The organism is Myxococcus sp. CA056, from assembly GCF_013336715.1.
Lineage (GTDB): Bacteria > Myxococcota > Myxococcia > Myxococcales > Myxococcaceae > Myxococcus > Myxococcus llanfairpwllgwyngyllgogerychwyrndrobwllllantysiliogogogochensis.
Genome location: NZ_JABUMT010000003.1, coordinates 939,276 through 951,526, shown reverse-complemented (window position 1 = coordinate 951,526; position 12,251 = coordinate 939,276). Strand labels below are relative to the sequence as shown.

The following is a 12,251-nucleotide window of genomic DNA, read 5'->3' as shown; positions in this document are numbered from 1 at the left end:
CCTTCCCTTGACGGGAGCGCCGGCCCTTACTGGCAGATGGTAGTATCCCGCAGCCGGCTGATATGGCCAACAGCATTGCCTATCAGTGAGCGTGCGTAGATTCCTCCCACCCAACTGCCGTTCGCGAAGCTGAAATGGGCATTGGGTGCAAGGACTGTGCCGTAGAAGCCATAGTCAAAGGCGGTGATGGCGGTTGCTTCGGGGAAGTTGAAGAGGACGCCGTGCTCGTCAATGCCACCCGTGAAGACGTGTCCGAAGTTGGCGAAGCGCGCCGTGGTTCCGCGGACGTTGATGACAGCCAGGGAGTTGGCGGGGGCTTCGAGGGAGAGCAGCGTGGCGTTGGTGAACACGCTGGCCTCCACGTTGAAGACATTCACCTCGGGGTTGACACCGCGCAGCAGGACGCCCCCCCAGCTCTCGATGATGACGGTGCCCGCGGAAGGCAGGTTGGACAGGCGGGTGGAGAGCGCGCGCAGCGCGGTGAAGCGCGCGGCGAAGTCGATGGGATTGCCTCGCGCCGCGGTGCCGCGGTTCACCACGACCGAGCCCTGGGGAAGGAGCTGTCCGCCATATCTGGCATTGCCCCAGACCGTGCCGTTGTTGAGGATGAGATTGCCACCCGCGACCAGGACGTTGGTGGTCTCCGTCGCGGGGAGCTTCCAGCCGACCTGGAAGTCCTTGAGGGAGATGTTGCCGCCGGCGGCCACCTGTCCTCCGACGTCGATGCCCTCGCGATAGTCCTCCTGGACGAAGAGGTTGTAGTCCCCCAGGTGGACATCGAGACACTGGCGGGTGCTGCCCTCGCTGACCTTCACGGTGATGCTGGTGTGGAGGCCCCCATTCCGGATGACGATGGTCGCGAGCCCCACGCCTTGAGACGTCACGGTTCCACCCAGGGTCACCGTGGCGACGTCCGCGTTGGACGCGGAGTACACCGTGCCCAGCGCGGGCGAGGAGATGTCGCGCTTCACGCCGTCGTCATAGTGGCCCACCACGACCAGGTGCCGTGTCGAGCCCACGCCGCGAAGCGTGGAGTCGCCGTTGATGACGGACATGGACGTCAGCTTCGCCGTGGTGGTCACGGGAAGCACGAGCGGAGGGGACTCCGCGGAGGTGCCCGTCGCATCGAAGCCATAGGCGGTGAGCGTCACCGTGCCAATGGCATCCCTCGGAATCCGGAGCTGGGTCGTGAAGGGCGCGGTCTTCATGAACGCCCCGTGGCCCACGCCTCCGACGAGCGCGCTCACGGGTAGGAAGCCTCCGGTGCCTTGCAGGCTCACCGTTATCAGGCTCCCCGGCGTCACAGGCGTGCCCGCGGCCGGCGAGACGATTTGCATGGCGCCCGCCAGCAAGGGGAGCGGCTCTGGGGGTGGGGGGCTGTCCTCGAGGGGCGCCAGGGTGGGCGGGCAGCTGTTCTCCCGGGTCAGGAGTCCTGGGGCGGGCATGGACGTGGCGAACAAGGGGCCCTTGACGGGGCTGTTGAGCAGCTCGACGATCCGGTTGTCCTGGGCGTCGTTGCTCATGACCTGGAAGTGTTCGGAGTCGTTGTCGCCGCTGACGACCGGGAAGGTGGTCAATGGGGTGCTGGTGCTGTTGTTGGCGAGCCCTCCCCGCTGGTCTGCCTCGGCGAGGAAGAGGTCGTACGGGTCGTCGCAGAAGATGCGGCTCTTGTTGCCTGTGACGGTGTCCAGTTTGGTCAGGATGAGCCTGTCCTTCACAGAGGACTCGGCGCCCTTGGTATAGGGGTGTCTGTTCTGCATGTTGATGTACAGCGTCCGGGTGGAGGGAAGCAGCATCTCGAAGGCGGTACCGTGCTCGATGGTGTTTCCTCCGGTGCCGACCAGCACATGCGACGGGACCACGGTGGTCTGGATGCTGTTGATGGTCGGGCTCTGCGTCACGAGGTCATCAATGGCTCCTCCCTCGGCCCCGTCGATTTTGACGCCGAAGTTGCGCAACATGTTCCTGACGGCGGTCATCTCCGATGCGTTCAAGGACGTTCGCATCCTCACGACCTCGTCCGCGATGCGCGTGCCCAGGTGGGGGGTGTTCACGGTGATGAGCCGGTTGAAGTAGCCTTTTCCGAGGTTCGAGTCGTCGTGGTAGTCGGTCCGGTCGACGAACTTGCGGGCCATCAATCCGCCCATGCCATGGCCGATGACGTCGACCTGGGTGACGGCGACATTGTCATGGCGGTGCTCGGTCAAGGCTTCGTCCACGGCCTTCGAGACGACGTCGACGTTCTGCGGAGACTCGATGCCCGCCGAATTGTAGAGCGCGTAGTCCGCACAGGTGACGTCGAACAGGGGGTTGCCGGAGATGCGGGCGCTGCCCGTCCAGAACAGGCAACTGGACCAGATGTCATGAACGACCACCAGGGGGGGGCGGATGATGTTGAGCGGGAGCGTCTCCGTGACAGCGGTCCCTCCCGTCGGGGTGAAGGCCGCGGAGAGCGTCGTGGTCCGCTTGTTGACCCCGGCGGAGGTGCCGTTGTTGAAGTCCTCGGGGCTCGTATACAGCGCCAGCGCGTAGAAGCCCGTGCTGAGCTGCACGGCGGGGACCGACACCGTGTTGCTCACGGTGGAACTCCCAATGGCGCTCAAGACGCCGTTCGGGTTCCCGGTGGCGGCGGGCACGGAGAACACCATGTTTCCAGCGCCGCTGACCTTGGCGCGCACGACGAGCTTGGTTTCGCCATCGGCGACCACCGCGCGAATGGAGGCGCCGTTCTCCTCGTTCGCGAGCGCCTCCAGGTCTTGCGACACCGTGCGCGAGCTCCTGTCGATGAGCTCGGGGTTCGGGTCGACCACCTGGAAGGTCCCGAAGGTGATGTTGTCCAGGACCACCGCCGAGTCCAGGATGCCGTCCCCGAGGTCCTGGATGGAGAACTCGAGGGTGACGGGCCCACCGCCCCTGATGGGAATGTTGATGATTTTGTAGTTGGTGATGCCCATGTCCGGGAACGTGGGGATGGTGGACGGGTAGGTGATGGGGAAGTAGTCGATGCCATCCGGGTCGTCGGCGAGCAGGTCGAACCCGGAGCCTCCGGCGCGCGTGGCGGAGGCATCGAAGAATTCGGCGCTGTTCACCGACGTCTGCTCGATGATGCGCGTGTTCGTGGCATCGGTCACCCGGACCGTGAACACGTCATTGAATTCGCTGCCGACGTAGTCGGGCGACTCGGCGCTCAGGAAGCGATAGTCGAAAGACATGCGGGAGATTCCCGCGCGCACGTTGAAGGTGAGCCGCAGCGTCACCGCGTCCCCCTCGATTCCCGTGGGCGTGAAGTCCGTGCCGGGCTCGGTGGCGCGCGTCGCATGCTGGTTGATGGTGCCGGTGCTCAGGACGGCCAGGGTGTTTCCCATGCGGGGCTTGATGACCCCGAAGGTGGGCAGCACGAGCGCCGAGTCATCCGCGGGCGCCGTGAGCGTGGCGGTGGTCCCCGCGGGAGCGTCCATGGCCGCGGCGAGCGCCGCGGCCGTGGCGTTCAGGGTGCTGGAGGTTGCTGGCGCTGGCGCCATGAACTGGCCCGCGAGGCGCAGCCGCTCCGTCCTGGCGTCGGCGCGCAGCCTGGAGGCTCGTGGCTGTTCCGGCTCGGGCGGAGGGAGACTGGCGTCACCACACGCCACGGCGAGCGCTACGACAAACGGGAGCAGGAGAACGGTGCGCGTCTGCATCAGGTTCACTCCGTGGTGTTGAGCTGGTGTGGCACGTGGGATGCGGGCTTCGGTGGGCGATAACGGGCACGGCCACCCAGCGGTTTCCCACTGGGTGGCCGGGTCTTCCGAGCAGGGGCCTGACTCAGGCCGCGAGCCAGGCGCGCTCTACTTGCGCTTGGCGGACATCACGTAGTCGCGGTGCCACTTCTTGGGCAGGTGGGCGAGCACATTGCCGTCCTTGCTCGTCATCGCGATGGACTCGTACTTCTGCTGAATCTGGCCGTCACCCACCACGAAGCCGTTGGCGTAGACGACGGTCTGGTCCGCGGCGAGCGCCAGCTTCTCCGCATCCGAGCCCACCTTGACGTTGTAGACCTTGCCGGCGTACGGCTCGCGGCTGACGTCGACGAGCTTGCTGGGGCCCGTCTTGGTCATGACCACGTCGCCCTTCTTCAGGGAGCGGGCCTGGACCATGCCGCGCGCCATGACCTGGATGGGGTGCATCTCCGTCATCAGCAGGGAGCGGCCGGACTCGCTGCGGATGCGCACCATGGGCACGGTCTCCACGCCGATGGCCGTGTCCATGACGGTGAGCGCGGGCTGGTGCGGGTTGAGCACCCGGTCACCGGCCTTCACCGACTCGATGGGCGCCACCTTGCCCGCGGCCAGCTCGATTTCAGTCCCCGCCGCCAGGCAGCTGTTGGTGATGGTGAGCTTCTTGAAGGAGTAGCTCGGCCGGTCCACCAGGTCGTCGTTGCTCAGGGTGATGGAGGACTGGTAGGGCGTGGAGACGGTGCCGGAGACGAGCACGAGCGGCAGCGTGATTTGCGCCGTCAGCTTCACCGTGTCCTGCACCTGGCGGCAGCCGTCGTCGAAGAACGCGGCGTTGGCCTCCGTCATGTCCCAGTAGAGCGTCTTCTTGTCCGAGCTCAGCGTCACGCGGTTCCAGAACTGCGCCATCTTGGCCTGCAGGGTGTTGGTGTCCGTGACATCGCAGCCGCCGCCCACGTTGGTGAGGATGAGCTTGATGTGACCGGAGTCGGGACGCGCCACGTTGTTGTTCAGGTCGACGCGGTACTGATTGATGACCGCCTCGTTGAACGTGTGCGCGCTGCGGATGGAGACGTTGCCCTTGAACGGCAGCTTGACGGACTGGGGATTGCCCGTCAGGTCGTAGTCGCAGTCCTGGGTCCAGGTGCGGTTGAGGCACACGGAGATGAGGTTGTCGTTGAACTTGATGTCCAGCGGCGCCTCGATGACCGGCGGGAGGTTCAGCCGCGGCTGCTGGGTGGTGGTGGTCGCGACGTCGGAGCCGACCTCCTTGAAGACGTACGAGTCCGTGAAGCCCTCCACGGTGTCCTCGGCCTTGTAGGACGCAATCCGGTAGCGCGTGAGCCGGGTCAGGGCCAGGTTGCCCTTGGCGTTGACCGTCACGTTCGTTCCGAGGTCGTACTGCTCACCCCAGATGAGCTCGCCCAGCGGGTACCCCGTGGTGTCGGTATAGGTCGTGTCCGTATAGGTGTAGAAGGAGCCGCCCGGGAACGAGGACGTGGACGTGCCCGTGCCATCGTTGAGGACGTCGGTGTCCTCACCCGTGCTCGCGGCGGCGATGACGTGCTGCTCCTGCCGCGCGGCGGAGTTCTCCGCGAGGTCCTTGCTCACGGGCAGCAGGCCCGGCTTGTAGCCCAGGGCCACGTGCTCGCGGTGCCGCGTCTCCATCGCCTCGAACAGGTAGGGAGAGTTCTCCGGCGTCTTGCCGGCGATCTTGAGCCGCGCGAGCGCGAAGCGGTACTGTGCCGGGTCCGCCAGGTTCAGGCGGATGCGGACGTCGGGCTTGGCGATGCCGTGCAGGTAGCTCTGGTCTGCCTGGTACGTGGCCCACTCGGCCTTGGTCAGCCGCGAGGCATCTCCCACTCCTTGCCTGGTGCGGCCGAAGTTCGCCACCTGTTCATCCCGGGGCGCCGACGTGCAGCCCGACAGCAACGCCAGTCCCGTGGTGCAACCCATCACCAGAAAACGACGCATTCCCATCATAGTGCCTCCTCCGCTTCAGACCGCCGTCAAGGACATCCAGACACGTTCAAATCACTCACACACCTGGGCGTAGTCGGGGCAGCAGTCGCCGAACTCCGCGCAGCCCGGGTCGCAGAAGCAGCCGTCCGCGGCCTCGCCGCAGAGCCCCACGCAGCTTCCGGGCGCCGCGCAGACGAAGTTGCCCTGGTTCAAGTCACTGAAGAGCAGCACGTTGGGCGAGTTCTGGGGATGCAGTACGCAGTCAAGGGTCGCCGAGGCCTTGAGGTTGGTGTTGATCTGCGTCGGGGTGGCCGAGCGGTGGGTGCTCAGGTATTGGGCCACGGCCCCCGCGACGTGGGGGCTGGCCATGGAGGTCCCGTCGTCGACGTGGGTGGCCACCGCGTCACCAATGGACGCGCCGAGGATGCTCACGCCCGGGGCGAACAGGTCCACGCATTGCCCCCAGTTGGAGAACCCCGCCCGGGTGTCCGCGTCGTCGACGGCCGCGACGGTGATGGCCTTGGGTTCGCTCGAGGGGGAGCGGGTGCAGGCATCCACGTTGTCATTGCCAGCGGCGACCACGACGGTGATGCCCTGATTCACCAGGTTGGCCACCGCGGTGTTGACGGGGACGAACGTTTCCCCGGCCAGGCTCATGTTGACGACGCAGGGCCCATCCTGGAGGGGACAGTGCGTCCCGACGAAGTTCAGGCCGGCGATGATGCCAGCCCAGCTTCCCTTGCCCGTGCAGCGCAACACCCGCACGGGATGGACGGTGGCCTCCTTGGCCATCCCGTAGAGGGTGCCCGCGATGGTGCTGCTCACGTGGGTGCCGTGGCCGTTGCAGTCGTCAGTGCCCAGGCCGTCGACCACGGAGGTGAACCCCTCGCCCACCCGGCCGGAGAACTCCGAGTGCTCCGCGTTGAGGCCCGTGTCCAGGACATACACATGGACCCCGGCGCCCGTGCTGCCATGGTCGTTGTAGGTGCCGTCGTGGCCCTGGCGCTGGTCCGCCCGGTCGATGCCATCCGCGGGGCTGGGGACCAGCCCCGTGAGCGAGACCTGCTGGTTCTCGTGGATGGACGCCACGCCCGGGTTTCGCATCAGCCGGTCGAGCTCCGCCTTGTCCAGCCGCGCGGCGAACCCGGGGATGACCGAGTACGGGTGCATCAGCGAGTTGCCTCCACCCGCGCGGGCGATCTGGTTCGCCGCCGCGTCGATGGCCATCCCGGTGACCCCTTCGGAGAAGACGACGATGTACTCATCGGGGATGCGCAGGTCGTCGGGTGCCTTCGCCAGGCGCACGCGCTCGTGAGAGAGGCTCGTGTCGGCCTGGGGCTCTTGCGTCTGTCGCTCACAGCCGCCGCTCCCCACCAGGGCGAGGATTGCGAGCGCGGACAGGACCTGGGCCCTGTTTCGAGGGCCGCGGAAGAAGTGAGGCTGTGGGGATCGCATGTCGTCTCCGCGTGGGGCAGGTGGACTGGTGGCGCGATGGCAACGGGGCTCCGCTGCCAGGTGGATGTGCTGGAGTGGGGGAGCGGCGGGGGAGACCGCTCGAGGCCGAGGCCGTGTGGCGCCAGGCACCCACGGGAATCCGCTAGACGGCGACTCCGGGGACGGGGTGCCAACGCAATGTTCGCGAGTTAATGACGCCCGCTGGCTTCAACCTATGCAGAGATTCTCAAATTTCACTTAGAGTGAATACTTTCATTGAGGATGCTGCTGAGGCTGAGATTGATTTGACTCTCCACGGTCCGGAGCACGCTGGTGAACTCCTGGGAGGAGAGGTCCAGGCGTTCCATGAGCAGCCGTCGCGTCTCGTCGTGCACGGCCTGTTGGGCGCTCTGGAGCCACCGGGAGACGGTGGACTGGTTGACGCTGAAGAGGGCGCCAATCTTGGTCGTGGAGAGGTGATCCACGAAGTGCAGGCGGAGCAGGTAGCGATGTTCGCTGGGGAGGGCGGCGAAGGCGTCCTCCAGGGCCCGGCGGAACTCGTCGTGGTAGCGGCGCTGGATGACCTCGAGCTCCGGGTCCGAGTGGGGGGCGGGGAGCAGCTCCAGGAGGGCGTCACTGAGTGGGCCTTCGTCGTGGGTCGTCCGGAGCAGGCTCAGGGCCGTGCGCAGGGAGATGACCCGCACCCAGTTGGCCAGGGTGCCCCGACCGGAGTACTCGGCGATCTTCGGTGCGCCTCGGCCGCGCACCAGCAGCCGCTCCCGGACGCGTTGGCGGACCTCGTCGACCACCGCGGGGGACAGCCGCATGTGCGCGAGCACGGAGGGCAGGCTCGCCATGTGGTGTCGCTCGAAGGCGGCGAGCGCCGAGGGAAGGCCCTCCGCGCACGCACACGCGAGGAAGAGGTCCGCTGGCACGAGCTGGGCGAGCAGGTGCGCCAGCGCGTCGCCTGACGCCCGGTGGGGGACGTGGGTGGCCAGATGACAGACGAAGGCGTCGGCGCCCAGGGGGATGTCTGGCCACTGTTCGCTGCCCGCCCTCCAGCAACGCAGCAGTTGCTGCTCGAGGCCGTCAGGGGGCTGGGCCCCTTCGCCGCGAGTGCCGATGCGCGCGAGGAATAACGGTGCGAATGCCAAGCCCCCCCCCTTCTGGGCGCCATTATATCCCAGCGTATGACCTTGCTGGCTAGGCAGGGTAATCTGGGTGGAGGTCGTCTTTGGGCATGAAAAGGGCGAGTTTCCAGGTTTTCCGAATGAGGCCCGTTTTGTGCGAGGCTTCACCCGGGGTGCTTCAGGGGGGTGGCAAATCCTTTCATCCAGCTGCCTGTGCGAAGAAGAGGTGGTGGCCCTGATGGAAGGGGGGCTGGAGACAGGGGCGCGTGCCCGGGTCCATCACCATGCCGCGGCGTGCCCGGCTTGCCGCGAGTTGCTGGTGGCCGTCGTGCGCAGCGAGGCGTTTCACCTGGACCCGGCGGAGTCGGTGTTCGCTCCGCATCGGATGCCCCCCCTGGGGGAGACGTGGACGCCGCCGACGGAGCTGGACGAGTTCCGATTGATGCGGCTTCTGGGGCGCGGGGGGATGGGGGCCGTGTATCTGGCGCACGACACGTCCTTGGACCGGCTGGTCGCGCTGAAGCTCAGCGTCGCGCTGCAGCCGGACACGAGCACGCTGGCGAGCTTCGCCATCGAGGCGCGGGCCATCGCGCGCATCAAGCACCCGAATGTCGTCACCGTCTTCCGCGCCGGTCAAATCGAGGGGCGGCCCTATCTGGTGTACGAATACGTCGATGGGAAGAGCCTGGCGGAGCTGCCCTTGCCCTTGCCCTGGCGCTACGTGTTGGACATCGCCCTGGGGTTCTCACGGGGACTGAGGGCCGCGCACCAGCGCGGTGTGCTTCACCGTGACCTCAAGCCGGGCAATGCCATCCTGGACTCAGACGGCACCATCAAGCTGCTCGACTTCGGGCTGGCCGCCTTCGTGGGGACGGACCGCTCGACGCCCTGGGCCGTGCCGGGCGTCGTCGGTACGCCTCGCTACATGGCGCCCGAGGTTCGCCTGGGCGCGGCGGCCACGCCGCAGAGTGACCTCTACGCGCTGGGCCTCCTGCTGTACGAGCTGTGCACGGGCAAGGTTCCCCGCGTGAGGCCGACCGCCACCGCGCCGCTGGCAGGGCCGCGAGCCGGGAGCCTGGTGCCGTTGACGGAGCTGGTGCCGGGAATCGACCGGGACTTCGCGGGGGCCATCGAGCGCTGCCTCGCGGACGACCCCGCCGGGCGCTTCGGCCTCGCGGATGCGTTGTGCCTGGCGCTGGAGCGCCTGATGACACCGCTTGGAGGCGAAGCGGCCTTTTCCCCGGAGAGGGCTTCTCCGGGTGCCGTCCACCAACCCTGGGAAGGGCTCACCACGCTCTGACGCTTCACGTCGCCGCCTGGTGAGCCTGCGTCAGCGTCCCGGCGCGGGCCGCGGCGCGGGACGCTACAGCTCGACCTTCTTCTCCGTCTGCGTCGTCCCGTCGAACCGGAGCATCACGCCCTTGTTGTCATAGCGGGTGATGATGTTGACGGGCCGGCGCCAGAGGGACTGGAGGTTCTTGAGCGTCTCTCGGGCGTAGTCGCCCTTGAGGTCCTGCCCGTCGTGTTTGTGCGCGAGCAGCAGCTCTCCCCGGTTCTCGTGGTTGCCGTCCACGACTTCGATGATGGGCTGGCCAAAGTTGGTGAGCCCCTGGAGCAGCTTGCTCTTCACCTTGCGGAACTCGCGGTCGAGAATCTCCCACGAGTTGCGTTTGTCATTGAAGCCATACACGAAGAGCTTCTGCTCCATCGCGAATTCGGGCGTCAGGAACGTGTCGATGAAGGTGATGTCGTTGTAGTGCTTGCGGACCTCGAAAATCTTCTCGCGGCCAGCGCCCGATTTCTTGTCCCAGGAGCGGCGAGCGCGCAAATCGTCACACTCGTCCCACTCCTTGCCGAAGCGGCCCTTGTTCCACCGCTCCTCGATATCCCGCCACAGCTCGATGCCCAGCTTGTAGGGATTGATGGCGCCGGGGCGGGTGCCCATGGTGCCGGAGTGGTGGTCCGCGTAGTCGATGATTTCGTCATCGCGCAGGGCGCGGCGGGTCATGATGGTGGAGTGCCAGTAGCTGGCCCAGCCCTCGTTCATGATTTTCGTCTGGCCTTGCGGCGCGAAGTAATGCGCCTCCTCGCGCAGAATCGCGAGGATGTCCGACTCCCACGGCTCCAGCGGCGCCTCTTCCAGCAGGAAGAGCAGCACGTCGCGCTGGGGGCGTTCGGGGAACTTCTTGGCGCGCTGCTTCTCGTCCTCCACCTTCTTGCGCTGGGAGTCGAGGAACTCCGACGGGTTGATGTAGCCGCGCATGTACTCGCGGCCGACCTTGAAGCCCTCCACGCGCTCGTTGGCCTTCAGCTCGTCTTCCGCCCGCCGGGGGTCCGGGTTGCGCCGGATGTGGGGCGAGTGCTGGTCGATGAGGTTCTCCAGGCTGAGCGTGCGGTCGATGAAGTCCTCGACCTTCTCCACGCCAATCTTGTCCACCCAGCGGCGCACCCGCGTGGCGTGGTTGGCCATCTCGTCAATCATCCGCCGGTTGGTGTGGCGGAAGGAGAAGTTGTTCTTGAAGAAGTCGCAGTGTCCGTAGACGTGGGCCATGACCAGCTTCTGGTCCACCTCCGGATTGCTCTCCATCAAGTAGGCGTAGCAAGGGTCATTGTTGATGACGAGCTCATAGATTTTGCTGAGCCCATACTCGTAGCCCTTCGCGAGCTGCTCGTATTCCATGCCCCAGCGCCAGTGGGGGTAGCGCGTGGGGAAGCCGCCGTAGGCGGCCACCATGTTCATCTCGTCGTAGGACACCATCTCGAAGACGGTGTCGAAGAAGTCGAGGCCGAACTCCTTCGCGTAGCCGTGGATTTCGTCCCTCAGCGCGGCGAGACGGGGTGTGAGGCTCTTGGGCATCGGGAAGTCTCTCCGAGGGGCACGTGGGGGAGGCCAGACGTCAGCGGCCCTTGCCGAGGAAGTCCTTGATGGACGCGTAGATGGCGTCCTTGTCCGCGATTTCGCTGAGCGCGACGTTGGGGGTGTCTCCCACCGCCTCGCGCAAGTCCTTGATGAACTGGCCGCTGCCGTAGGGGGACTCCACCTGTCCGTAGGCGAACTGGTTGACGTTGGGCAGCACGTCGTTGCGCAGCATCTCGATGCACTGGCGCGTGTCGTCCGCGCTCCAGTTGTCACCGTCGCTGAAGTGGAACGGGTAGATGTTCCACGCGCTCTTGGGGTAGTCCGCCAGGATGATGTCCCGGCAGAGCTTGTAGGCGCTGGAGATCATCGTCCCGCCGGACTCGCGGGTGTGGAAGAAGGTGTCGCGGTCCACTTCGCGCGCCACCGCATCGTGGATGATGTAGCGCGCCTCCAGGCCCTTGTATTGATGACGCAGCCACGTATCGAGCCAGAAGCTCTCGATGCGGACGATCTCCTTCTGCTCGTCACCCATGGAGCCGGACACGTCCATCATGTAGATGATGACCGCGTTGGTCTCCGGCAAATCCTGGAGCTTGTAGCTGCGGTAGCGGCGGTCTTCTCGCGTGGGGATGATGACCGGGCGCGCGGGGTCGTACGTGCCCGCGGCGATCTGCCGCCGCAGGGCCTGCTTGAAGGTGCGCTTGAAGTGCCTGAGCGATTCGGGACCAGTGGTGTTGATGCCGGTGTAGCGAATCTTCTGGGTGACGATCTTCTCGTTGTGGCGCCGCTCGATGTTGGGCAGCGACAGCTCCTCGCCCAGGATTTGCGCCAGCTCCTCGAGCGTGACGTCCACCTCCAGGGCGTGGTCTCCCTCGCCCTGGCCGGCCTGGTGGCCCTCCCCGGGCTCCACCGCCCCGGGGCCGAGCTGCTGACCCACCTCGCCCTCTCCCTGTCCGACGCCGCCCTGTTCCTTGTGGCCGTACTTGAAGCGAGGGATGTCGATGAAGGGAATGGGGATGCTGATGGCATCCTTGCCTTTCTTCCCAATCATCTCGCCCTTCTGCACGTACTTGCGCAGGTTGGCTTTGATCTTCCCGCGGACGATCTGCTTGAAGCGGGAATGGTCCTGGTGGATCTTCAAGGTCACGACGGCTC

Annotated in this window: 7 protein-coding genes; 1 reads left to right on the top strand and 6 read right to left on the bottom strand. The window is 66.1% G+C overall.

The window, feature by feature from the left end:
• Positions 1–26: 26 nt before the first annotated feature.
• From HUA76_RS18395 to HUA76_RS18380, 4 genes are all read right to left on the bottom strand, one after another.
• Positions 27–3,677 (bottom strand): choice-of-anchor A family protein, encoded by a 3,651-nt coding sequence (locus HUA76_RS18395; protein WP_174461584.1) that lies wholly within the window; start codon positions 3,675–3,677, stop codon positions 27–29.
• Between the two features lie 147 nt (positions 3,678–3,824).
• Entirely contained in the window at positions 3,825–5,684 is a 1,860-nt protein-coding gene (locus HUA76_RS18390; RefSeq protein ID WP_246137378.1) for a Hint domain-containing protein, read from the bottom strand.
• Between the two features lie 60 nt (positions 5,685–5,744).
• Entirely contained in the window at positions 5,745–7,127 is a 1,383-nt protein-coding gene (locus tag HUA76_RS18385; RefSeq protein ID WP_174461583.1) for a S8 family serine peptidase, read from the bottom strand.
• Positions 7,128–7,360: 233 nt separating this feature from the next.
• A complete protein-coding gene (locus HUA76_RS18380) occupies positions 7,361–8,260 on the bottom strand; it encodes a sigma-70 family RNA polymerase sigma factor (protein WP_174452989.1) in 900 nt (299 codons plus the stop codon).
• Between the two features lie 214 nt (positions 8,261–8,474).
• Here HUA76_RS18380 and HUA76_RS18375 point away from each other — a divergent pair, with 214 nt between their 5' ends.
• Positions 8,475–9,536, top strand: a complete 1,062-nt coding sequence (locus tag HUA76_RS18375; protein ID WP_254614329.1) for a serine/threonine-protein kinase — start codon at positions 8,475–8,477, stop codon at positions 9,534–9,536.
• Between the two features lie 63 nt (positions 9,537–9,599).
• Here HUA76_RS18375 and HUA76_RS18370 read toward each other — a convergent pair whose 3' ends face one another.
• Both HUA76_RS18370 and HUA76_RS18365 read right to left on the bottom strand, forming a co-directional pair.
• Positions 9,600–11,093, bottom strand: a complete 1,494-nt coding sequence (locus HUA76_RS18370) for a SpoVR family protein (protein WP_141644900.1) — start codon at positions 11,091–11,093, stop codon at positions 9,600–9,602.
• A gap of 40 nt (positions 11,094–11,133) precedes the next feature.
• A complete protein-coding gene (locus tag HUA76_RS18365; RefSeq protein WP_141644901.1) occupies positions 11,134–12,243 on the bottom strand; it encodes a DUF444 family protein in 1,110 nt (369 codons plus the stop codon).
• Positions 12,244–12,251 lie beyond the last annotated feature (8 nt).

Excerpts from the sequence above, each read along its gene's own strand:
- HUA76_RS18395 (WP_174461584.1), bottom strand. The coding sequence starts at position 3,677 with ATGCAGACGCGCACCGTTCTCCTGCTCCCGTTTGTCGTAGCGCTCGCC.
- HUA76_RS18390 (WP_246137378.1), bottom strand. The coding sequence starts at position 5,684 with ATGCGTCGTTTTCTGGTGATGGGTTGCACCACGGGACTGGCGTTGCTG.
- HUA76_RS18385 (WP_174461583.1), bottom strand. The coding sequence starts at position 7,127 with ATGCGATCCCCACAGCCTCACTTCTTCCGCGGCCCTCGAAACAGGGCC.
- HUA76_RS18375 (WP_254614329.1), top strand. The coding sequence starts at position 8,475 with ATGGAAGGGGGGCTGGAGACAGGGGCGCGTGCCCGGGTCCATCACCAT.
- HUA76_RS18370 (WP_141644900.1), bottom strand. The coding sequence starts at position 11,093 with ATGCCCAAGAGCCTCACACCCCGTCTCGCCGCGCTGAGGGACGAAATC.